Origin of the sequence: Acetohalobium arabaticum DSM 5501, assembly GCF_000144695.1 — a bacterium.
In the GTDB taxonomy this organism is placed as follows: Bacteria; Bacillota; Halanaerobiia; order Halobacteroidales; family Acetohalobiaceae; genus Acetohalobium; species Acetohalobium arabaticum.
Window position 1 is genome coordinate 849,801 of the sequence record NC_014378.1, and the last position, 22,380, is coordinate 872,180.

At 36.3% G+C, this 22,380-nt stretch carries 23 protein-coding genes, 1 tRNA gene and 2 riboswitches; of the genes, 22 read left to right on the forward strand and 2 right to left on the reverse strand.

The features are described from left to right. The first annotated feature begins 58 nt into the window (after positions 1–58). From acear_RS04175 to acear_RS04220, 10 genes are all read left to right on the forward strand, one after another. A complete protein-coding gene (locus acear_RS04175) occupies positions 59–796 on the forward strand; it encodes an energy-coupling factor ABC transporter ATP-binding protein (protein ID WP_245526698.1) in 738 nt (245 codons plus the stop codon). 79 nt (positions 797–875) lie between these two features. Beyond that, a riboswitch (cobalamin riboswitch) is annotated at positions 876–1,070 on the forward strand. A 567-nt stretch (positions 1,071–1,637) separates the two neighbouring features. Then, positions 1,638–2,738 (forward strand): iron ABC transporter substrate-binding protein, encoded by a 1,101-nt coding sequence (locus acear_RS04180; protein ID WP_013277766.1) that lies wholly within the window; start codon positions 1,638–1,640, stop codon positions 2,736–2,738. Between the two features lie 35 nt (positions 2,739–2,773). Then, the gene (locus acear_RS04185) at positions 2,774–3,841 is read left to right on the forward strand and encodes a FecCD family ABC transporter permease (protein ID WP_013277767.1); all 1,068 of its coding nucleotides are present in this window, start codon (positions 2,774–2,776) and stop codon (positions 3,839–3,841) included. Next, positions 3,838–4,602: an ABC transporter ATP-binding protein gene (locus tag acear_RS04190; RefSeq protein WP_013277768.1), complete on the forward strand. Its 765-nt coding sequence runs from the start codon at positions 3,838–3,840 to the stop codon at positions 4,600–4,602. Before acear_RS04185 ends, acear_RS04190 begins: the two co-directional genes overlap by 4 nt. A gap of 23 nt (positions 4,603–4,625) precedes the next feature. Then, a complete protein-coding gene (gene tsaA, locus acear_RS04195) occupies positions 4,626–5,708 on the forward strand; it encodes a tRNA (N6-threonylcarbamoyladenosine(37)-N6)-methyltransferase TrmO (protein WP_013277769.1) in 1,083 nt (360 codons plus the stop codon). Positions 5,709–5,736: 28 nt separating this feature from the next. Then, positions 5,737–6,255: a flavin reductase family protein gene (locus acear_RS04200; RefSeq protein WP_013277770.1), complete on the forward strand. Its 519-nt coding sequence runs from the start codon at positions 5,737–5,739 to the stop codon at positions 6,253–6,255. A gap of 117 nt (positions 6,256–6,372) precedes the next feature. After that, positions 6,373–7,479: an iron ABC transporter substrate-binding protein gene (locus tag acear_RS04205; RefSeq protein ID WP_013277771.1), complete on the forward strand. Its 1,107-nt coding sequence runs from the start codon at positions 6,373–6,375 to the stop codon at positions 7,477–7,479. 37 nt (positions 7,480–7,516) lie between these two features. Continuing rightward, positions 7,517–8,608, forward strand: a complete 1,092-nt coding sequence (locus acear_RS04210; RefSeq protein WP_013277772.1) for an iron ABC transporter substrate-binding protein — start codon at positions 7,517–7,519, stop codon at positions 8,606–8,608. 561 nt (positions 8,609–9,169) lie between these two features. Beyond that, positions 9,170–9,844: a hypothetical protein gene (locus acear_RS04215; RefSeq protein ID WP_041667258.1), complete on the forward strand. Its 675-nt coding sequence runs from the start codon at positions 9,170–9,172 to the stop codon at positions 9,842–9,844. 215 nt (positions 9,845–10,059) lie between these two features. Further along, complete coding sequence (locus tag acear_RS04220) at positions 10,060–10,851, forward strand: DUF4198 domain-containing protein (RefSeq protein WP_013277774.1); 792 nt, start codon at positions 10,060–10,062, stop codon at positions 10,849–10,851. Positions 10,852–10,916: 65 nt separating this feature from the next. Here the strand turns inward: acear_RS04220 and acear_RS04225 are convergent, their stop codons facing one another. After that, positions 10,917–11,147, reverse strand: coding sequence for a hypothetical protein (locus acear_RS04225; RefSeq protein ID WP_013277775.1), 231 nt, complete (start codon positions 11,145–11,147; stop codon positions 10,917–10,919). Between the two features lie 299 nt (positions 11,148–11,446). On the opposite strand from acear_RS04225, the gene cbiM reads away from it, so the two are divergent. From cbiM to acear_RS04270, 9 genes are all read left to right on the forward strand, one after another. Further along, a complete protein-coding gene (gene cbiM, locus acear_RS04230; protein WP_013277776.1) occupies positions 11,447–12,055 on the forward strand; it encodes a cobalt transporter CbiM in 609 nt (202 codons plus the stop codon). Positions 12,056–12,061: 6 nt separating this feature from the next. Beyond that, on the forward strand, positions 12,062–12,742 hold the full coding sequence (locus acear_RS04235) for a hypothetical protein (RefSeq protein ID WP_013277777.1): 681 nt from the start codon (positions 12,062–12,064) through the stop codon (positions 12,740–12,742). Then, positions 12,739–13,476 (forward strand): cobalt ECF transporter T component CbiQ, encoded by a 738-nt coding sequence (cbiQ, locus tag acear_RS04240; RefSeq protein WP_013277778.1) that lies wholly within the window; start codon positions 12,739–12,741, stop codon positions 13,474–13,476. Before acear_RS04235 ends, cbiQ (acear_RS04240) begins: the two co-directional genes overlap by 4 nt. A 150-nt stretch (positions 13,477–13,626) precedes the next feature. Further along, a riboswitch (cobalamin riboswitch) is annotated at positions 13,627–13,806 on the forward strand. Positions 13,807–13,916: 110 nt separating this feature from the next. Further along, positions 13,917–14,753: a cobalt ECF transporter T component CbiQ gene (gene cbiQ / locus acear_RS04245; protein ID WP_245526710.1), complete on the forward strand. Its 837-nt coding sequence runs from the start codon at positions 13,917–13,919 to the stop codon at positions 14,751–14,753. Further along, entirely contained in the window at positions 14,725–15,564 is an 840-nt protein-coding gene (locus acear_RS04250; protein ID WP_425358458.1) for an energy-coupling factor ABC transporter ATP-binding protein, read from the forward strand. Before cbiQ (acear_RS04245) ends, acear_RS04250 begins: the two co-directional genes overlap by 29 nt. Positions 15,565–15,731: 167 nt before the next feature. After that, positions 15,732–16,007, forward strand: coding sequence for a hypothetical protein (locus acear_RS04255; RefSeq protein ID WP_013277781.1), 276 nt, complete (start codon positions 15,732–15,734; stop codon positions 16,005–16,007). Next, positions 16,008–17,483, forward strand: a complete 1,476-nt coding sequence (locus tag acear_RS04260; RefSeq protein ID WP_013277782.1) for a sodium:solute symporter family protein — start codon at positions 16,008–16,010, stop codon at positions 17,481–17,483. 83 nt (positions 17,484–17,566) lie between these two features. Then, a complete protein-coding gene (locus acear_RS04265) occupies positions 17,567–18,748 on the forward strand; it encodes a M20 metallopeptidase family protein (RefSeq protein WP_013277783.1) in 1,182 nt (393 codons plus the stop codon). Between the two features lie 32 nt (positions 18,749–18,780). After that, positions 18,781–19,917, forward strand: a complete 1,137-nt coding sequence (locus tag acear_RS04270) for a glycerate kinase family protein (RefSeq protein ID WP_013277784.1) — start codon at positions 18,781–18,783, stop codon at positions 19,915–19,917. Here acear_RS04270 and acear_RS04275 read toward each other — a convergent pair. After that, a complete protein-coding gene (locus tag acear_RS04275; protein WP_013277785.1) occupies positions 19,897–20,799 on the reverse strand; it encodes a radical SAM protein in 903 nt (300 codons plus the stop codon). The two genes, acear_RS04270 and acear_RS04275, sit on opposite strands and share 21 nt — an antisense overlap. Positions 20,800–20,890: 91 nt before the next feature. Here acear_RS04275 and acear_RS12095 point away from each other — a divergent pair, with 91 nt between their 5' ends. The 3 genes from acear_RS12095 to acear_RS04290 all read left to right on the forward strand — a co-directional run bounded on the left by acear_RS12095 (position 20,891) and on the right by acear_RS04290 (position 22,334). Next, positions 20,891–21,505, forward strand: a complete 615-nt coding sequence (locus acear_RS12095; protein WP_049772650.1) for a DedA family protein — start codon at positions 20,891–20,893, stop codon at positions 21,503–21,505. A 64-nt stretch (positions 21,506–21,569) separates the two neighbouring features. Then, a tRNA-Pro gene (locus acear_RS04285) sits at positions 21,570–21,646 on the forward strand. Positions 21,647–21,938: 292 nt separating this feature from the next. After that, positions 21,939–22,334 carry a hypothetical protein gene (locus acear_RS04290; RefSeq protein WP_013277787.1) on the forward strand — a complete coding sequence of 132 codons (396 nt, stop codon included), beginning with the start codon at positions 21,939–21,941 and terminating at the stop codon, positions 22,332–22,334. Positions 22,335–22,380: the final 46 nt, after the last annotated feature.

Here is a 22,380-nt window from a genome sequence, read left to right on the forward strand (position 1 = left end):
AATCTAAAACTTCCGCCTTCACTGAGTACATATCCAGTATTTTTTAGTTCGGGATATCTTGACAGAAGCTATAGAACCGTCTTCTTTTTCAGTGATTTTAGCTGATGAAGCAGGAAATTCATTAGCTTTAACAGAAGACTTTACTATGGAGGAAGGAGTTTATAATTTTATGATTAAAATCAGGAATCTTTCATTTCAATATCCAGATGGCACACAAATTTTAGATAACTTTAATCTTACTGTCCAAGAAAATGATAGGATAGCTTTAATTGGTCCTAATGGTACTGGAAAGACGACTCTTTTTAAAATTATAATGGGACTATTAATTCCTCAGGAAGGCGAGGTTATTATTTTTGGCAAACAACGTAAAGAAGAAGAAGATTTTGTTGAAGTGAGAGAAAAGATAGGATTTTTATTCCAGGACTCTGATGATCAATTATTCTGTTCTACTGTAGAAGAAGATATTGCTTTTGGACCTTTGAATTTAGGAAAGAGTAAAGAGAAAGCAATGGAGATTGTTAGTGAGACCTTGGAACTAGTGGATATGCAGGGATTTGAAAAGAAAACACCTTATTCTCTATCAGGGGGCGAAAAGAGAATGATTGCTTTTGCTACTATACTGGCCATGAAACCAAAGTTATTACTGCTTGATGAGCCCTTTGCTGGTTTAGATAAAGATGCAACTGAGAAGATGCTTTCCATTTTAACTGAGATTGACTTACCTTATGTAATTATTTCTCATCGAAATTCTTTAGTAAAAGAAGTTACAGATGATTCTTATTATCTAAATCGATAAATCTATGGGTTAGCAGGAAGTTGACTATTTAACTTGACTAACTAACGAGATTAAGGTATAATTGTATACAAGATAATTTAATATAATCAGCGTTATAGGTTCGGTAGTTAGACTGCCGATTAAAAGGGAAGTGCGGTGTGACTCCGCCACGGTCCCGCCACTGTAACTAGCTAGTTAGGCTTGTGTTGCCACTTGAATATGACTGATATTCAGGGAAGGTAGAGTCTAACAGTAAGCTAGAAGTCAGGAGACCTGCCTGGAATGGAATTAATATTACTCACGAGGATGGGTGTATTGGCTAGTTAGCTAATCCAACCTTTCTCTATTGTGAGAAAGGTTTTTTGATTTTGGTATCCCGCCTTCTCCATTCTGTGAGAAGGTTTTTATTTTTAATAAACCTCCTTAGTGGTTTGGATTAACCTACATATTGATAGCCTCAGAAAATAGATGTTTAGTTGGTTTCTGAGGCTGTTCCCCCTTTTTTATTTTAATGATTGTACTTTATAGGAAGATATTTTTGATTAATTTATAGATTTTTACTTCTGTTAATCCCATAATTTAATCCCTATTTAGTAAGCCTTAGTTCTGATCAGAACTAAGGTCTTTTTTTTACAGGGGGATAAAAAAATAGAAAAAATCTAAAAATAAGCAGGAATTTAGTTATAGATAGTGAATTAATTATATACCAGATGTTATTAAAAAGAAATTAATGATATTAACATTTTAATAGATTTAAGCATATTATATATTACTATTATGAAAAACGTGTTATTTTTTTACTAATGTAGTGTTACTTTTTTATTAAAAATATCATAATCTTAAATAGGAGGGAAATAATTCGATGAAGAATAAGAAATGGAGCATACTATTATTAATTTTTATTTTTTTAGTATTTAGTGTGATTACTGGTTGTACTAAACAAACAGCTAATGAAACAAAAGAAGCAACAGAAGTTGTTACTGACTTAAATGATAGAAAAGTAGAAGTGCCGCAGAATGTAGAAAGAATTGTATGTATTGGACCGGGAGCTCTTCGGTTAATAACTTATATGAATAGTACAGATCTTGTGGTTGGAGTTGAAGAGGGAGAACATAAAGATGATTGGGGAGGTGCCTATAATCTGGCTCACCCGGAATTCAAAGATTTACCGATCATTGGTCCTAATCACGGGGGGGATGCTGAATTAATTGCTGCCCAAAATCCAGATGTTATCTTCTTGTACGGTGATTCTAATAAAGCTAAAAACCTGCAACAGAAAACAGGAGTTCCAGTGGTTATGCTGGATTATACAGATTTGGGACCTAATCGTAACCAGGGACTTTATAAATCCTGGAGATTAATCGGAAAGGTTTTGGATAAAGAAGCAAAAGCAGAAGAGTTAATTGCTTATACTGAAGAACTAATTGCTGATCTTAAAAAGAGGACTGAGGATATTCCTAAGAAAGAAAAACCAAAGGTTTATGCTGGGGCTATATCCTATCACGGCGGTCACGGTATCATATCGACTAAAGTTCCTTTTCCTCCATTTACTTTTCTTAATGCTAGCTATGTAGCTGATGAATTAGGGTATGAAGAGGTACAGTCTTTAATGATTAATCAGGAAAAAATCTTAGACTGGGATCCGGAAATTATTTTTATTGATGAAAGTAATTTGAATTTAGTTAAACAAGATTTACGCAAGAATCAAGAATATAAATCAATAACGGCAATAGAAAAAGGAAATATATATGGCTTTTTGCCTTATGCATCCTACCATCGCAATCCAGCAACAATACTGGCTAATACATATTATATGGGAAAAGTACTTTATCCTGAAGAGTTCAGTGATATTGAGCCGGATAAGAAAGCAAATACTATCTTTAAGAAGTTTGTAGGAAAAGCTGTTTATGAAGAATTGGCCCAAACTTATGGTGGATTTAAACCAATAAAATTAAAGAATTAAGTATTAGTGCTTATTAATTAGTGAGGTGAAATTGAGTGGCTAAGAAAGAAGGAATTCTAGCAGAATACCAAAAATATACAGGCAAGAAAGTATTATTTGGAGCAGTTTTAATATTGCTACTTATTCTTCTTACTATGTATTCAATTGCAGTTGGAGCAGTAAAGATCCCGATTGCTGAAGTAGTAACTACATTATTAGGTAGTAATACAGGTAATGCTTATACAATTATCTGGAATATCAGGCTGCCGAGGGTATTAGCGGCTATAGCAGCCGGCATGGGACTATCAGTATCTGGAGCGGCTATGCAGAGTATCTTAAAGAATCCCTTAGGCTCACCGTATACGCTAGGGATTTCTCATGCGGCAGCCTTTGGAGCAGCCTTTTCAATAGTAGTGTTGGGAGCGGGGTCATTACAGAGTAGCAGTGCTGATGCTGTTATATTGAATAATCCGTATATAACTACTATTTCGGCTTTTGTCTGGGCGCTGATTTCTACAGGAGTTATACTTATCTTAACTAAATACAAAAATGCAACGCCGGAGACGATGATTCTTACAGGAGTAGCCCTAAGCTCTCTTTTTACTGCCGGAACGACGGCTCTACAGTACTTTGCCAGCGATGTAGAGATTGCATCTATTGTCTTCTGGACCTTCGGTGATGTCGGGCGGGTTACCTGGAATAATTTATTAATTATAAGCTTAGCAGTGATTCCGTCCTCAGTCTACTTTATGTACAATAGCTGGAATTATAGTGCTTTAGCTTCAGGAAAAGAGACGGCTAAAAGCCTAGGAGTTAATGTTGAAAAGATAAGATTACATGGGATGCTAATATCATCTTTTGTTACTGCTTTAATTGTTTCCTTTGTTGGAATTATAGGCTTTGTTGGTTTAGTAGCACCACACATTGTAAGAAAGATAATCGGTGGAGATGAGAAATATTTGATACCGGTTTCCTGTTTAGTAGGCGGTTTATTACTGCTGGCTTCTGATACAGCAGCCAGAACTGTGATTGCTCCGATTGTTCTGCCGGTTGGGATTTTGACCTCATTTTTAGGTGCGCCGTTATTTATTTATTTAGTCTTAAAGGGGAGGAGATACTGGTGAGGTTAGAAATTGAAGGGTTGGAATTCAGTTATCAACAGGAAGATATTTTAAAGAATATAGAATTGGAGTTAGATGAAGGTGAAATTCTGGGAATTATCGGTCCTAATGGTTCTGGTAAAAGTACTCTGTTAAAGTGTATTAATGGTATTCTAAAGCCTGATAGAGGTGATATCTGGCTAAATGGTAAGGATTTAGCTAAATTTAGCAGTAATGAAATGGCGCAGAATATTGGCTATGTACCTCAAAAGGAGAATCGTAAATTTCCAGCTACTGTCTTTGATACAATTTTGATGGGCCGTAAGCCGTATATCAGCTGGAAACCAACAGAAAAGGACTTAACAATTGTGTCAGAAATTATCGATATGCTTTATTTAGATAGTATTTCTATGCGTGATGTGAACCGCTTAAGCGGCGGACAGCGCCAGAAGGTAATTATGGGGCGGGCCTTAGCCCAGCAGCCGGAGGTTATGTTATTGGATGAACCGACAAGTGATCTGGATTTAAAGCATCAACTGGAGGTTTTGAATGTAGTTAAGGATCAGGTAGCCCAGGGGATTTCGGCCATAATTGCTATCCATGATCTCAGTTTAGCCGGTAGATACTGTGATAAAATAGTAATGCTTGATCAAGGACGTATCTTTGATGCCGGTGGTTTAGAGATTCTAACGCCGAAGAATATTGAGTCTGTCTATGATGTAAAGGTAAGTGTTAAAGAACATTACGGAAGAAGATTAGTAGTGCCTGAAGAGCCGATAGCATAATATTAATCAAGGAGTGTTATAAAATGGAAATAGAATCTATTGGTACTGTCAAGAGCAAATTTGATGAACCGGCTGATCCGGAGGAGATGCAAAAAGAGGAAAGTACTATTATAATTAAGCCGGAGTATGAAGAAGGTCTCTATCGAATTGAGGATAATGATTATCTGCAGGTAGCATTCCAGTTCCATCTTTCAGATAGTTATGAGCTTAAGGCTCCCCGGCGGCATGGAAGAGTAAGAGGCGTTTTTGCTTCTCGCAGTCCTAACCGTCCCAGTTCTATCGGGACTACCTGTGTAGAGCTACTTGAGCGGCAGGGAAGAAGGCTTAAGATAAAGGGGCTAGATGCTGTAGATGGAACTCCAATACTTGATCTTAAGCCTTATGCAGCAATTATGGATAAACCAGATGATGACTTTGCTGATAAAAAAGAAGATCCTCGGGCAGAGATTAACCATTTGATCAGAAGCCATGATTTAGAGTCTCTTTTAATTAAGGCTGGTGAATTGCACGGCCATTTCTGTCCTTACGTTAGTCTAGGAGTTATAGCTGGGGCTTATGCTCTGGATGAATTAGGTTTAAAGTCAGCCGGTATGGAGGATGTAGTGGCTATTGTAGAGACCAATAGCTGCTTTAGCGATGGAGTTCAGTATGCTACCGGCTGCAGCTTTGGTAATAATGCCTTAATCTACCGCGACTATGGCAAAACGGCTGTTACAGTAGCAAAACGGGATGGAACAGGAATTCGACTCTATGTTAAGGATAATGATGAGCTTCTAAGTGAGTATCCTGAAGCAGAAGAGCTTTTTGATAAAGTTATTGTGAATCGTGCTGGAACTAAAGAGGATAAGAAACGTATTAATCAATTATGGAATGAGATAGCCTTTGAGTTAATAAGAAAGCCAGTCGACGAGTTATTTAATATCGAAGAAGTGAATGCTGAGCTGTCGGAATATGCTCCAATCTTTGAAGATGCTTTCTGTAATGACTGCGGCGAGAAGATTATGGGGCCTAAGGCTGTTTCAAAAGAGGATAAAGACTTATGTATTTCCTGTGCCGATGCTGATTATCTACAGCTTGATGGTCGTGGATTAGTAGAGGTTGAATAATTACAAGAATTAAAGGAGGAGAGTAGCTATGGAATTAGAGCCAGATGAGCTTCAAGAAGTACTGCCGCTGCCGATGACAGTGATTACTACTACTAATAGTGAGGGGATTGACAATGCTGCACCCTACGGCTGCGTGATGCCGATACTTAGGCCGTTGAATTTGGTTGCTCTTGCTTCGGCGCTGCCCCGCGATACTTTAGCAAATATTCGTGAGACAGAGGAGTTTGTGATTAATGTAATGGGCAAGCCTGGTTATCAGGAGAGTATGAAGTGCAGCAAAGATTTTCCTAAAGAGGTTAATGAGTTGACAGAAGTTGGGCTTGAGACTACTTCTAGTTTGGAGGTTACTCCGCCTCGGATAAAGAAGGCTATCGGCTGGATTGAGGCTAGATTAGAGCGGGAAGTTGAAGGCGATGATTATGTAATTGTCTTAGGAGAAGCAGTCTCTGTGGAAGTCAATGATGAATATCTAGAGGAAGATGAGATAACAGAAGATCCTTTGGTAATGTTTTCTTCCAACTTTAAACAGCTTGGAGATAGTATTTAAATCTTAGAGAAGTTTATAGCTTTGATTACAATAGAATATTTTTTTAAGTTTGTAATGTTACTTTTTATATAAATGTGTTATCTGTAATGGTTATTCTATCAGGAGGGAGGATAGAAAATGAATAAAATAAAGCAATATGGAATAGTAGTAATGATGTTAGCTTTATTATTAGTTGTTGGTGGATGTGCCGGTCAGCAGGCAGAGGAAAAGATAGAGACAGTTAAGATTGAAGATATGGTAGGTCGAGAGGTTGAAGTGCCGAAAGAAGTAGATAAAACTATTGGAGTCGGCGCTGGAGCATTAAGATTAATTACCTATCTTGAGGCTACTGATAAAGTAGTGGGAGTTGAGCAATTCGAGAAGCGGGATCAGAATCGGCCTTATATCATGGGGCATCCTGAATTGACTGAACTGCCGTCGATTGGTCCGATTCACGGCGGTGATGCCGAGTTAATAGCAGCTCAGAGTCCGGATGTGATCTTTGCTACCTACACTGATGGCAGTACAGCAGATAGTCTGCAGGAAAAGACAGGAATTCCAGTAGTTGTTTTAAGCTATGGTGGACCTTCAACTATGGAGCGGGATACATATTATAAAGGTTTGAAATTAATGGCTGAGGTACTGAATAAGGAGGATAGAGCTGAAGAATTAATCCAATATACCGAAGATGTGATTGATGATCTACAGCAGAGAACAGAAGATATTGCTAAAGCAGATAAACCAAAAGTCTATGCTGGTGGAATAGGCCAGCGCGGTTCCCATGGAATTGTTTCTACTGAACCTGCTTATCCATCCTTTGAATTCATAAATGCAAATAATGTTGCTAGTCCACTAGGGATGGAGCATGCAATGGTCAGCAAAGAGAAGCTTCTAGAGTGGGATCCAGAGATTATATTTGTGGATGAAGGCGGTTATTCTTTAGTGGTAGAGGATCTAAAGAGTCCTGAATATGAATCTATCTCTGCTGTTGAGAATGGCGAACTTTATGGTGTGCTGCCTTATAATTATTATACTACCAACTTTGAAACAGTCTTAATTAATTCCTATTATATGGGTAAAATAATCTATCCTGAGCAGTTTAGTGATATCGCCTCGGAAAAGAAGGCAGATAAGATTTATGAGAAGTTTGTAGGAGCACCGGTATATGATCAGATGCAAGAAGCCTTTGGCGGATATAAGAGGATTGATTTACAGCAGGCTATTAAAGAGGTAGAGAATAAATAGTCAATATTAATAATATATTTACAAGGGGGAAAAGATTTTGCAGAAAAAGAAGTGGTTCAGCTTATTAGTAGTAACTGTAGTTTCTATGTCAGTTTTGATTGGAGGGTGTGCTGATAATCAGGCCCAGCAGACAGTTGAGAAGACCGAAATAACTGATTTATCCGATAGAAAGGTTGAGATTCCCCGGCAAGTAGATAGAATTGTGGCTTTAGGTTCAGGAGCACTGCGGCAGATAGTATATCTGGGTGCTGCGGATAAGGTTGTTGGTGTGGAAGAGATTGAACATCGTAAAGATAATTATGCTCCTTATAATCTAGCTCATCAAGAATTTAGGGATCTGCCGACAGTAGGGCCTAATCATGGAGGAGATGCAGAGTTAATAGCGGCTCAAGCGCCAGATGTAATCTTCTTTAAAGGTGATCCTGGTGAAGCCAAGGATTTACAGCAGAAGACAGGAATACCGGTAATTAATTTGGCAGTTGGTGATTTTCCGCGGCGGGATGAGGTTCTTTATCAGTCCTGGCGTTTGATTGGCAAGATACTGGATAGAGAAGAGAGAGTAGAAGAATTAATTCAATATATGGAAGATTCAATTGCAGATCTTAAAGAGAGGACAGTTGGAATTTCTGATCAACAGAAACCAGAGGTTTATGCCGGCGGTATAACTCACCGCGGAGGACACGGTATTGCTGGTGCCAAGGAGCCTTTTCCTCCATTCCAATTTGTTCAGGCTAAAAATGTTGCTGGTGAGTTGGGACATAAAGAAGTTACGTCTGTGATGGTTAGTCGGGAGAAAATATTAGACTGGAATCCAGAGATTATCTTTATTAATAGTGCTAATGAGAAGTTAGTTAAAGGAGATCTACAGAAGCATTCTGAATATAAATCCTTGACTGCTATTGAAGAGGATAAAGTTTATGGAGTGCTGCCCTATTCTTATTACCACCGTAATTTTGGTTCGATATTGGCTAACTCATATTATATAGGTAAGATTCTTTATCCTGACAGGTTTAGTGATATTGATCCAGCAGCAAAGGCTGATGAAATTTATAAAGAATTTATAGGAAAAGCAGTTTATGATCAAATGGAAGAGAAAGTTGGTGGATTTAAAAGAGTTAAGCTAGATTAATATAACCCCCTTAATAAATGGTGATTCAATCTCATCTAATCTTAGATGAGATTGAATCAAAAAATAGAAAAAATCATAAATAAAAGAAGGGATTTCTAAATTTGTATAGAATATAATACATAGAGTGTTATGAAATAATTATTTGTGTTATTTTTTTAAGATTTTAGTGTTACTTTTTTTATAAAAATAATATTAGATAAGGTGGTGATGATAAAAAAGAATGTTGAGGATTATGATATGGACTATCTGAGTAAAGTAACCTAATACTCTCCCCATCTCTGGTCAAGATGGGGAGAGTAAAAAAGTAGAAAAAATTAAAAGTTATAAGAAGTTAACAAGACCAAAATTGATAATATGAGCATGATATATAAAATTATTAGGCTCTTCCACGAATTTTGTGATAAATGATTCAGTTGTCTAAATGATGCTTAAATAACTGGAAATTAGTTAATTTAATTCCAAATTTTAAATAGTTCAAAATTTGCGGCAACTAATTATTATAAGTTGAAAGAAAAAGGACAATAGATCTAAGAGATGAAAAGGATCATTGGTGAACAAAAAGTGCAAAAGGAGGAAATTAATAATGAAAAAATTTCAATTGTATTAGCTTTGGTGTTAATAGTAACTATGGCTGTACCAGCTATGGCATTAGAATTCCAGAAAGGTAAGATGAAAGTAGAGAATAAGTATAAAGATGTTGATGATTCCAATGAAGACGGTAGTGGGACGAAGGCTAAAACATATTTGTTCTTAAAGCAACAAGTAGATAAGCAGGTAAGTATCTTTACATTATTGCGAGTAGATTATGATTTTGCTAATCAAAAATCAACGGAGACAAAAACTTTTATTAGAAAAGGATGGATTAATGTAGAGAATGCTGTTGGTCCATTAGATTTTCGTGCCGGTAGACTGGATGAAGCTGCTGCTAATAACTTATTATATGATATGGAACGCAAGTATGAATTTGCTAGAGCAACTTATGATTCTAAAGATTTTGCTATTAAAGCAGGACATAGTTTTGAAGATAAAAATGCAGGAAAGATATTCTTTACCGAAGCTAAGGCTAAGAACTTAGGTTTATTTGAGACTGTAACTTTGAATTATGTTGATAATAATGAACTTGCTTATGAAGGTTATAGTGTTGCTTCTGCTAAGGAGTTTGGTGTAGCTAATTTAGATTTTACGTATGGAGATGCAGATAATGATGCTGATGATCTTACTTCTAATGCAAAATAAAGGATTCTTTTATTTCTTCGATGACAAGAAGAGTAGATAATTAGTGTAAGGTTAATTATCCTCAATCTTGTTTATCGAGATTGGGGATTTTATAATTAAGATTACTCCCAATCTCTTGTCTATCATAGCTGAGAATTTTTTGTTTTGGGAGGTGATAAGTAAATTACTTGTTTGGTAAAGCTTAATAATGATTATTAAAAAGGGAGGAAATAAGGATGAAACGAACTAGTTCTATCTTATTGTTGAGTTTAGTCTTGGTATTAGGAGTTACATTAACTGCTTCGGCACATTTTCAAATGATTCTGCCTTCAGATGATGTAGTTATGAAGGGAGAAGAGCAAACAATAGATTTAAATTTATTATTTACTCATCCAATGTCTGCTGCTGAAGTAATGGATATGGAACAGCCAAATAAATTTGGGGTTATACATAAGGGGAATAGGACTAGCTTATTAGACAGTTTACAGTCTAAAGAATTTATGGGCGGTAAGGGCTATACAACTTCTTATCAGCTTGAAAGATTCGGTGATTATACTTTTTATTTACAGCCAGGTCCTTACTGGGAACCAGCGGAAAGTAAGTATATTACCCACTGTACTAAAGTAGTAGTCAATTCTATGGGAGTTTCACAGAATTGGGACCAAGAAATTGGTATGAAAGCTGAAATAGTTCCACTTACTAGACCTTATGGTTTGTGGACAAATAACACTTTTAGAGGCGTTGTAATGAAGAATGGTAAGCCGGTGCCTAATGCTGAAGTTGAAGTTGAATATTTCAATCAAGCCAAGTTTGATTCATTGAAGCAGGATACTTATGAAAGTGTAGAACTCCCAGCAGATGTATTTACTACTCAGGTAATTAAAGCTGATAAGAATGGTGTCTTCTCCTATTCTATGCCTAAAGCCGGTTGGTGGGGCTTTGCGGCATTGATGGAAGGTGAACCAATCAATGGTAAGAGCCATGAATTAGGTGCTCTTATGTGGGTTAAAACTTATGATATGAAGTAACTTATAAAATGCCTCACCCTAATTATGGGGTGAGGCAAAAAAATGATTATTATTCTAATTGTTGCTTAGTGTAACTGCATAGAATTGATTTCTTGTAATAATTTTTCACCTTCGTTGATATGCTTTTTGAGGTGGTTTATTTCTTCTTGTTCTGCATTGGATTCTTTTAATTCTTCTAATTCTGTTTTGTGGGTTGCAATGGATCCTTTTACATCTTGATAAATTTCCATAGCTTGAGCAAAATTTAAGTTATCTTTTTCTTGTTGGAACTTATGGCGCATGCTGTTACAGCTCAATTATGATACCTCCCTATTAGTAGATTATAGTCTGTTTATTATTATTTTCTTAAAAAGAGCCAAAATTATAAATAAAATAGGGATTTGGAGTAATATTTTGAAATAGAAAACTTGAATTTTTGCAGGAGTTTGTTTACATTTGAAGAATAAATAAATATGAAATATTATTAATCTTGATAAGCTTGTTTGCAATTTTTTTGACCAAGTAGTGTTATTTTTTAAGTAAAAATATTATTCAATATACATAATGAAAGTAGAACTAGCTTGGTATATTGGCTATGAAAAGGAAGGTGAATAATATGCATATTTCTGAAGGTGTACTTTCTGCGCCGGTATTAGTGGCTGGTGCTGCAGCAACGGCGGCAGGAGTTGGTGTAGGTCTAACAGGGATGAGTGATGAAGATATTCCTAAAACTGCTATTGTATCTTCGGCTTTATTTGTAGCTTCATTAATTCATATTCCCCTAGGTCCTACTAATCTACATCTTGTTCTTAATGGAATCGGCGGTATCTTATTGGGGTGGCAGATATTTCCTGCGTTTTTAGTCGCTTTATCCTTACAAGCAATTCTGTTTCAATTTGGAGGAATTACTGTATTAGGGATTAATACTTTTAATCTGGCTTTACCTGCTGTAGCTAGTTATTATTTATTTAAATTGTTACTGAACTTTAATCGAAGCGATAAAGAATTAGTGTTAGGTGGTATAGCTTTAATCTGTGGAATAGTAGCTGTGTTTTTGAGTACTATTATGTTAGCTATTTCGCTGGTATTTACTAATGAGTCTTTTCTTGAAATAGCTAAACTTACTGTAGTCAGTCAACTACCATTAATGTTAGTTGAAGGGATTAGTAGTGCTTTTATTATAACATTTATCAACAAGGCTAAGCCCGAAATTCTGGAGGGATAAGAGAAAATGTTTAAAGTAGAATCTAATAAAAGATCTTTATTATCCATATTCTTTTCTGTTGTTGTGATTCTGTTATTGACTTTAGTACTGACTCTTCCGGCCTATGCCCATAGAATTGTTTCTTATGCTTATACAGAAGGAGATGAAGTTGTAGTTGAAGGAGCTTATGGTAATGGTAGTCCGGTTAAGGATTGTAAGGTGGTAGTTTATGATTCGCAAGAGAATGTTGTTTATGAGGGCAGAACCGACTCCCAGGGTATCGCTAAATTTAAAGTACCAAAAAAATCAGATTTAAAGATAATAATGGATTCAGGAACAGGTCATAAATCAGAATCTATCATTGAAAAAGAAGAGCTGTCGGAAATAAAACCGGAGAATAAATTTCACAGTAATAAAGAGAATTCTAGTACTCAAAAGGTGACTCAAGATAATAATTCTGCTAAAGAGTCTGGAGTGGAGACTACTGGAATCAGTGAAGATAAGCTGCGTAAGATTATTCAGGAGGAAGTCTCCGAGGAGTTATCTGGGCAATTATCTAATGATATAGCTTCTATCAAGCGGGATTTAGTTCGCCTTAAAAAGAAAAAAGGTCCGGGAGTGGTTGAAATATTAGGTGGTTTAGGTTACATTATGGGCTTGATGGGGATTGGTCTTTACTTTAAGACTAAAGGAGATGAGCAAGCTTGATTAATGAAGACTTTGCTGAAGGCTCTAGCTGGATTCATAATTTAGACCCAAGGATAAAGATTATAGTAGCTATCATGTTGGCAGTGGTAACTGCAGTAGAGAAAGATTTAAGTGTGCTACTGCAGATATTTACAGCAGTCTGTTTTATTTTGATTACTGCCCGGCTCAATGGAAAAGAGATTCTTAAACGTTTACTGATGATTAATATATTTATTTTTTTGATCTGGTTGTTTCTACCTTTTACTTATCCTGGGGAGGTATTATTTCATTTTGGACCTTTAACTGCTTCGTATGAAGGAGTTATCTATACTCTACAGATTACTCTGCGTTCAAATGCGATTATGTTGATAGTGATTTCTTTATTGTCTACTTCAACTATAACTTCACTTATTCATGCTATGGATTACTTATATATTCCTCAAAAATTAATTTACTTATTCTTCTTTATCTATCGTTATCTATATGTAATTAGGGATGAGTTTTATACACTCCGCAATGCTATGCTACTGAGGGGGTTTAAAAGAGAAACGAGTATTCGCTGTTATAAGTCTTATGCTTATCTGATGGGGATGCTGTTGATAAGGAGTTATGAACGGGCCACAAGAGTTTATGAAGCAATGATCTGCCGTGGATTTAACGGTCAATTTTACCTGATGGATGATTTTAGTTTATCAACACTTGATCATATAGTATTTGCAGGTTCTATCTGTTTGGTCAGTTGGGTGCTTGTATAGCAAGGTGATACTTTGGTCTTAGTAGAGTAGGTATTCTATCAAATTAGCTGTTAAGTTTTTAATCATTAGGCAGGAGTTTCATCTGTTATATAGAATAACGTGATTAGTGGTATAAACAGTTGATGTCTAATGATGAAGCTATATTATAAAAAATTAAATCTGTAATTAGGTGTCTCATCGTGAGGAGAATAGGGAATCAGGTGTAAGTCCTGGACGGGCCCGCCGCTGTAACTAGCTTGTTAGGTTATAAATGCCACCTGAAGTTAGGGAAGGTAGAACCTAATATTTTAAGCTAGAAGTCAGAAGACCTGCCTAATTGTAGCCCTGCTAATCTTCGATGGCAAAGAGAGTAGGTTAGGGAATCGGTTGTTTAATAATCCTTAATCTTGTCTATGAAGATTAAGGATTTTTTAATTAGTTTAGGAATTAGATTATTGAAAGTGAAATTTGAATTAATAGAGGGGGTGGGATTAGGAAAGATGTTGGATATTGATCAGTATGCTTATTCTAACCAGCTGCGCCAGGTACATCCGGTTGAAAAAGCATTATTTACTTTTATGACTATGTTAGTCTGCTTAGTTGCTAATTCAATTATCACTTCACTGGCAGTGATTACTTTGATGGTTGGAGTAGTAATTTTTAAGGCTGAAATTCCGCTGCAGTTTTTAATAAAATTATTATTATTACCTATTTCTTTTTTATTTTTAGCAACGGTCACTGTTGTAATAACTATTACCAACAGCGGTGGTGATTTTCTTTTTTATTTTAATCTTTTTGGTTGGAAGATAGGAGTTGGGGCTGGTAGTTTAATTAAAGCTTTGAATCTGTTTTTAAAGTCATTAGGTACTGTTTCGTGTCTCTATTTTTTAGCTTTGACTACACCTATGGTAGAATTGTTATCTATACTCAAGAGATTAAAGATTCCTAAGATCTTTATAGAACTAATGATTCTTATTTATCGCTTTATTTTTGTACTGTTGGAGACAGCTAATCTGATTAGGGTTTCTCAGGTGTCACGGTTAGGCTATTCTTCATTTAAAAACTCCTTTTATTCTTTAAGTAAGTTGGTTTCTAATCTTTTTGTTCGGTCCTATTATCGAGCTAAAGGACTGTTAACAACATTATTAGCTAGAGGATATGAAGGTGAGATTAAAGTATTGGAACCTGACTATGAATATTCAAAGAAAAATTTTGTATTAATTTTTGTAGCTGAAATACTTTTAATTATACTGACTATTTATGTCGGAGGTGGAGATTTTGTCATCATCAATACTTAAAGCAGAGGATATAGTTTTTGAATATCCAAATGGAACTAGAGCTTTAGATTGCTTATCAATTGATATTGAAGAAGGAAAGAAAGTGGCAATTCTTGGGGCTAATGGAGCCGGAAAGTCAACCCTCTTTCTTCATTTTAATGGTATCCTACAGCCTGATGAAGGAAGGATTCAGTTTAAAGGAGAGACAGTAAGTTATGATAATAAGTTTTTAAAAAGATTAAGGGAGAAAGTAGGAATCGTCTTTCAAGATCCTGATATGCAGCTTTTTTCAGCTAATGTCTTTCAGGAGATTTCTTTTGGTCCGCTTAATTTAGATTTATCAGATGAAGAGGTAGAAAACAGAGTTTATGAAGCTATGGAAGTAACTGAGACTACTGATTTGAAGGAAAGGCCTACTCATTTATTGAGTTATGGTCAAAAGAAACGAATCTCTATTGCTGATATTCTAGCAATGAAGCCGGAAGTGATTGTGTTTGATGAACCGACAGTCTGGCTTGACCCTAAAAGTTCAATTGAGATTGTGGATTTCTTTAATGAAATTAATAAACAGGGAATAACAGTTATTTTATCGACGCATAATGTTGATTTAGCTTATTCCTGGGCCGATTATATTTATATTTTTGCTGAAGGTAATATTATTAGTGAAGGAAAACCAGAAGAAGTTTTCCAGAAGCAGGACTTACTTGATACTGCTGATCTAATTCAGCCCTGGATTATAGAAGTTTATGACCACTTAATAGATAAAGGAGTTATTAATAGTGATACTCCATTGCCGAACTCTAAGGAAGAACTATTTACTTTAATATCGTGAACCTCGCCACCTAAATCAAAAATTTAGATGGAGTTTTCTTTGGAGATTTTAGATAAAAAATAACAGAAAATTGGTAAAAAAGATGACATTATAGTTATAACATAGTATAATATGAAATAACATGAATCATTATAATCTAATGTATATTAATAACAGGAGGTGAAAAAATGGAAGAATCAGATGATAAGCAGGTTCCTTTAACACCTATTTTCTTTCCTGATACTATTAGTGAAAAGAAGAAGAAGCAATCTATTTTTTGGGTGATCTATTTTGCCATTGTTATTTTAGCTCAGGTGTGGCCAATTTATCTTATTGGGAATAGAATTCATCCTATTATTCTAGGAATGCCTTTTTCAATGGTCTGGATTGTAATTTGGACAGGAGTTTTTGCTTTTATAGGATTATTAATCAGATATAAACAGGAATTTGGGGGTGAAAATTAAATGTCTACTTCAGTAATAGTTTTACTAGTTATTGCTGCTTATTTAGTAATTGTTTTAGCTACAGGAATTAGAGCTGGTATAGGTCAAGAGAATGATATTAAAGAGTATGTAGCAGCCAGCGGCAGTTTAGGTCTTGTAATAATGTATTTTTTAATGGGTGGTGCAATATATAGTGCTTTTGCTTTCCTAGGAGGACCGGGTTGGGCTTACTCTAAAGGAGCAGCCTCCTTCTATATTATGGCTTACTGTGGATTGGGATTGGTTCCCTGGCTAATCTGGGGACCGAGAACTTATAGATTAGGACGTAAATATGGCTATGTAACACAGGCTGAATTAGTATCAGATCGTTTTCAATCTAAAGCATTATCAGCAATTATGGCAATAGTAAGTATTTTGGCTTTTATACAGTATATTGCTCTCCAGCTAAAAGGAATGGCTTATGTAATTAATGTAACTACCGGGGGAATGATTCCTTTCTGGTTAGGAGCTTTAATGGCTTATGGAGTTGTATTAATTTATGTTTTAACTAGTGGTGTCCGTGGTGTAGGTTGGACTAATGTTTTACAGGCTTCAATGATGATTATTATGGGTTGGGTATTAGGAATCTGGTTAACTTTTAAATTTCATGGCGGACCTACGGCAATGTTTCAACAGATTGCTGAAACTAGTCCTACCCATTTGTTAGTTGGAGGATCCCAGATGTCGTGGCCTGCTTTTAGTTCTGCACTTTTAGTTTCAATTTTAGGTTTTACAATGTGGCCTCATTTATTTATGAAGGCCTATACTAGTAACTCGGAAAAGACTATTAAACGAACAATATTGTTTTATCCTACCTTTGCTATCTTTATGGTACCGGTTTTATTTATTGGTTTTTCTGGTATTGGAGTAGTAGCTTCTGAAAGTTTAGAAGCAGCAGATCAGATTTTACCGACGATGCTTATGCAGTTAGATTTACCTGCTTGGGGGTTAGGTTTAGTTGCTGCTGGTACATTAGCTGCAGCTATGTCTTCTTCTGATACTATTACTCATGGTGCAGCTTCAGTCTATACTATGGACTTTCATCGGAAGGTAATTAATTCTGATTTAGATGATAGAAAGTCTGTGATAGTAACTAGAATTGCAGTAGTTATCTTTACTAGTGTAGCTTATTATATAGCAGTTTTTGGAGCTAAATCATTAGTAGCTATTCTGTTGGGGGCTTATGGTTCTATTGTTCAATTCTTCCCTTTAGTGGCCGCAACCTTTTTCTGGCCTAGAGCTACAAAACAGGGGGCAATTGCAGGTCTGTTAACGGGAGTAGTTGTCAATACTTATATTTCTCTAGTAGGACCGGTTCCTCTTGAGATTAATCCAGGAATTTGGGGGCTACTGGCTAATATAGTTGTCTTTATATTTGTTAGTTTACTGACAAAGCCTAATGACATGGAACATATTAAGAAATTTACCGAAGAGGCTACAGTACCAGTAGATAAATAGGAAATTTAATTGAGTTACAAATGATAAGATGATAACTTATTATATAATAGGTTATCATCTTTTAAATTTGGGAGGGTGATAAAATGAAGAATTTAACAGATAGGATATCTGATTTTGAAGAGGATTTAATTACTATTAGGCGTGAATTTCATAAGCATCCTGAAACAGCTTTTAATGAATATGAAACGGCGGACAGAATTGCTGATTACTTAAATGATTGGGGATTAGAAGTTAAAACAGAAGTAGGGAAGACTGGAGTAGTAGGATTACTGCGGGGAAGTAACCCTGGTAAAACAATTGCGATTAGAGTCGATATTGATGCCCTGCCGATTGAGGAGGAAACCGGATTTGAATTTGCTTCTCAAAATGAAGGGATTATGCATGCCTGTGGTCACGACGGCCATATAGCTGTTGGTTTAGGTGCAGCTAAAATCTTATCAGAGTACCGCGAGGAACTTAATGGTAATGTAAAGTTTATTTTTCAGCCGGCTGAAGAGATATTGAGTGGATCAGAGGCTATGCTAGAAGATGGTGTATTGAGTGAACCTGAAGTTGATGCTATCCTTGGGCTGCATATCTGGCCGGATATTGAAAGTGGGTCTGTGGGAATTAAAGAAGGGCCGGTAATGGCTGCAGTTGATAAATTTGAAGTTGAGATCAAAGGAAAAGGTGGACATGGTGCAATTCCTAACAAGTCTATCGATCCGATAGTTATGGGATCAGAAGCAGTAAAATCGTTACAGAAGATAGTTAGCCGTGAAATAAGTCCTCTGGATTCGGCAGTGATTACTGTAGGTACCTTTAATGCAGGAACTGCATTTAATGTAATTCCTGATAAAGTAGAACTGTCTGGGACAGTAAGGACTTTTGATTCTGAGGTGAGAAAGTTTATTTCAAACCGCATAGAAGGGATTATTGCCAATGTTACGGAAGGGGCCAGAGGAGAATATAACCTCGATTATGAGTTTGGGATTCCTGCTACTGTTAATGACGCCCGGTTTACTGCTCAGACTAAGAAGGTGGCTGAAGATATATTAGGAACTGATAGGGTAGTTGAGGATATAGAGCCTTCGATGGGAGGAGAAGATTTTTCTCTGTATCAGCAGGAAGTTCCAGGGACTTACTTATTTTTAGGTACTTATAATGAAGACAAAGGATTAACAGATTCAATCCATCATCCTGAATTTTCTATTGATGAAGATATACTAAGTATTGGAGTAAAAGTTTTTTCTGAAATAGTCTTTGATTTCTTTAAAAATGATTAGAGTAGCTAATATCAACTAAGGGGTTGTAAAATATGAAGGTATTAATAGCTCTGGATTCTTTTAAAGGAAGTTTAACTGCATTGGAAGCAGCAGAGAGCTTGGAGCGAGGTCTAAAGAAAGCAGATTTGCAGTTTGAAATAGAGAAGTTACCTATGGCCGATGGTGGAGAGGGAACTGTCCGTTCTTTAGTTGATGCTACCGAAGGAAGAATAGTTAAAGAAGAGGTGACTGGTCCTTTAGGTGACAGGGTAGAGGCCTTTTTTGGTATTTTAGGTGACGATAATACTGCTGTTATTGAAATGGCGGCTGCTTCGGGGCTTCCTTTAGTTTCTGAAGATGATAGAGATCCTACTAAAACTACTACTTACGGAACAGGTGAGTTAATTAAAGCTGCATTGAATGAAGGCTGTAGGAAATTAATTATTGGAATTGGCGGCAGTGCAACTAACGACTGCGGCGTTGGTATGGCTCAGGCTTTAGGTGGTAATTTTGTAGACAAGAATGGGAAGGAAGTTGGCTTTGGTGGAGGAGAATTAAAGAGCATTAAAAGAATTGATCTTTCAGGAATGGATGCCAGGATTAAAGAGACGGAAATTCAAGTAGCCTGTGATGTTGATAATCCGCTTTACGGTAAAGAGGGAGCAGCCTATGTTTATGCTCCACAGAAGGGGGCAGATCCTGAAATGGTAGAGGAATTGGATGAAGGATTAAGACATATTGCTGATATAATTAACCGTGATTTAGAGGTTGCTGTTGATTCTATTTCTGGAGCTGGTGCAGCAGGCGGGCTGGGAGCTGGCCTGGTAGCCTTTCTTGAAGGGGAATTAAAGCCGGGAATAGATGTTGTGATAGAAGCTACAGGAATTGAAAAGAGAGTTAAAGAGGCTGATATAGTTATCACTGGTGAAGGTATGATTGATTCTCAGACTGTATTTGGAAAGACACCTATTGGTGTTGCTAAGGTAGCCAAGAAGCATTCCTTACCGGTAGTTGGTGTTGCTGGTAGCTTAGGTGCTGGTGCAGATAAGGTTTATGAACACGGAATTGATGCCTTATTTTCAATAACCAATGCTCCAATGTCTTTGGATAAGGCTATGGATAAGGCTTCAATCTTATTAGAAAGTCTGGGAGAGAATATTGGCCGGATGTTAAAGATATCTTCTGCTTAGCCCTTTATTTTGAGCAATTTCAACTGCTTCTTCAAATTCAGAGGTATTAGTTCTGCGGTTCAGTACTTTATAGTCGGCTGCTTTATAGGCAGGGTAATATTGATCCATAATATTAATATAAGTATCAGTAGATAGCTCATCAGCAATGAAATCTATAATTTCTTTAGTTCCGGCTAGATTATTAGGAAGAATAAGATGGCGGATGAGTAATCCCTGTACGGCAACGTTATCTTTAATCTTTAGATCTCCTACTTGTTGATGCATCTCTTTGAGGGCAGTCTTGACGATAGGGGGATAGTCCGGTATCTTTGAATATTTTAAAGCTGTATTTTCATCTATATACTTAACATCCGGCATATAGATGTCGATTATGCCGTCCAATAGTCCTAGAGCTTCTTTATCATCATAGCCCCCGGAATTATAAACAAGCGGGATTTCCAGTCCTTTCTTGCAGGCCTCTAGAGTAGCAGCCAGCAGAGCATGGATCATATGGCTGGGAGTAACGAAGTTAATATTATGACAGCCTCTTTTTTGCAAGGAAATCATTATTTCAGCTAATTCTTCGACGGTCACAGCATCACCTGATTGGTGCTGGCTAATATCATAATTTTGGCAGTAAACGCATCTTAGATTACAACTGCTAAAAAAGATTGTACCGGAGCCGTTAGAACCTACTAGCGGTTCTTCTTCGCCAAAATGCGGGCCATAGCTGGCTACTTTAATTTCACTACCTGTCTGACAGTATCCTAGTTCATCATTACTTCGGTTAACATGACAATGGTGGGGACAGAGAGTACAGTCCTGTAATATCTCATAAGCCTTTTCTACTCTTTTAGCTAATTTTCCGGATTGATAGAGATCTAAATAATTTGAAGTTGGCATAATTAGTCCTCCTTGTCTGGAATACTATTAATAGTATTGTTCTATTTGAGTCAATTATATCAGAGTAATGATGAATTGTGAGGTGAAGAAGGTGGATTTCAATTCCTTAATTGCTTTAATTATAGATTTGAGTAGTCAGTATGGATACTTAATTATCTTTTTATCGGCAGTAGGGGAAGGGATGGGATTGCCGATACCGGATGGTATTATTCTGGCTATTAGCAGTTATTTTGTTTTTAATGGCCAGATGTCTGTTCTGGGATTGGTGAGTTACTTTGTATTGGGGAGTATTATCGGTAATCTGACTGCCTATTCAATCGGCCGCTGGAGTAAAGGATGGTTAAAGGAGAGTAGTCTATTCAAGTTAGATGAATCGGATAGAATGGATAGGATTGAGTATTTATTCTCCCGTTATGGAATCTGGGCTTTATTGATTACACAGATTTTTTCTAGAGTATTGAGAGTACCAATGATTTATGCAGCTGGTTTTCAGGAAATGAATATCTTAAAATACTCTGCTGTATGTATAGCCGGAAACTTTGTCTGGGGGATGGCCTGGGTATTAGGCGGACTGTATGTATCATCTAACTGGACAAAGTTAGAAGAGCTAATGACTAGTTATAAGAATCTACAGTTTTTAGTGGTAGGTTTGGTAGTGGTAATCTTTTATCTATTTTATCGTAGGGCACAGGTAGAAAATGGCTGAGATGGTCTTGACAATTAACTATAATTATGTTATTATTTCTTGTGTTGAGTAATTAATAAGTACTCGGGCTGTAGCGCAGTTTGGTAGCGCACTACGCTGGGGGCGTAGGGGTCGCTGGTTCAAATCCAGTCAGCCCGACCATCTTCAAATACTGACATATCAAAGATGAAAGGCTGTCATTAATGACAGCCTTTTTTTTAATTTAAGCAGAAATGTCGCCATTTTGTCGCCATGCTTATTTTTTAAGGCTATTTTTCAATTTTTGGACCGCTTCTTTTTGCATAGAAGGAATTACATGTGAATAAGTATCCAGCGTTTGAGTAATTGAAGCATGCCGAGTAGTTCACTGTGTTATAATATTAATGTAAAATAATAGCTTATTGAATAACCAAGATATAATTAAGGAAAGTTATATGAGCAAAGGAGGAAAAAGATGTTTTATTTATTATTGGTAGTAACTTTTCTAGTGGCTTTGATATCATGTTATATTGTTATTAAAGCTTTTGATGAACCGATTGATAATATTTTAAGCAAAATTGTGACTGATGATATCAGTAAAGCTTGGACAAAATATATTAAGTTTGCTATTTATGTAGTAGGAATTTCTGGAGGAGTAAGGATTTGGGAAATAGAAAAGTATATTACTGCACCTAGTGGGCCTAGAGAAAATACTAAAGCTATTATTCTTACTCCAGAACGTTGGACTTTAGAAATTTATAGGACTTTAATTGGTTCATTAAAGAGTATTGCCTGGATGTTATTAATGTTTTTTGGTTTTACTTTAGTAGCTTACGTGGCACTTAAAGTTTTTGGGAAAAGAGAAGTATAAAATAATGCATAGGAGAAAACTGTTATGAATGAAAGGAGGAAAAGAA

Bases quoted from the DNA above. Each gene is read 5' to 3' on its own strand.
- acear_RS04275 (WP_013277785.1), bottom strand. From the start codon at position 20,799: ATGCCAACTTCAAATTATTTAGATCTCTATCAATCCGGAAAATTAGCT.
- acear_RS04270 (WP_013277784.1), top strand. From the start codon at position 18,781: ATGAAGGTATTAATAGCTCTGGATTCTTTTAAAGGAAGTTTAACTGCA.
- acear_RS04290 (WP_013277787.1), top strand. From the start codon at position 21,939: ATGTTTTATTTATTATTGGTAGTAACTTTTCTAGTGGCTTTGATATCA.
- acear_RS04200 (WP_013277770.1), top strand. From the start codon at position 5,737: ATGGAATTAGAGCCAGATGAGCTTCAAGAAGTACTGCCGCTGCCGATG.
- acear_RS04180 (WP_013277766.1), top strand. From the start codon at position 1,638: ATGAAGAATAAGAAATGGAGCATACTATTATTAATTTTTATTTTTTTA.
- acear_RS04235 (WP_013277777.1), top strand. From the start codon at position 12,062: ATGTTTAAAGTAGAATCTAATAAAAGATCTTTATTATCCATATTCTTT.
- acear_RS04260 (WP_013277782.1), top strand. From the start codon at position 16,008: ATGTCTACTTCAGTAATAGTTTTACTAGTTATTGCTGCTTATTTAGTA.
- acear_RS04220 (WP_013277774.1), top strand. From the start codon at position 10,060: ATGAAACGAACTAGTTCTATCTTATTGTTGAGTTTAGTCTTGGTATTA.
- tsaA (WP_013277769.1), top strand. From the start codon at position 4,626: ATGGAAATAGAATCTATTGGTACTGTCAAGAGCAAATTTGATGAACCG.
- cbiM (WP_013277776.1), top strand. From the start codon at position 11,447: ATGCATATTTCTGAAGGTGTACTTTCTGCGCCGGTATTAGTGGCTGGT.
- acear_RS04205 (WP_013277771.1), top strand. From the start codon at position 6,373: ATGAATAAAATAAAGCAATATGGAATAGTAGTAATGATGTTAGCTTTA.
- acear_RS04255 (WP_013277781.1), top strand. From the start codon at position 15,732: ATGGAAGAATCAGATGATAAGCAGGTTCCTTTAACACCTATTTTCTTT.
- acear_RS04265 (WP_013277783.1), top strand. From the start codon at position 17,567: ATGAAGAATTTAACAGATAGGATATCTGATTTTGAAGAGGATTTAATT.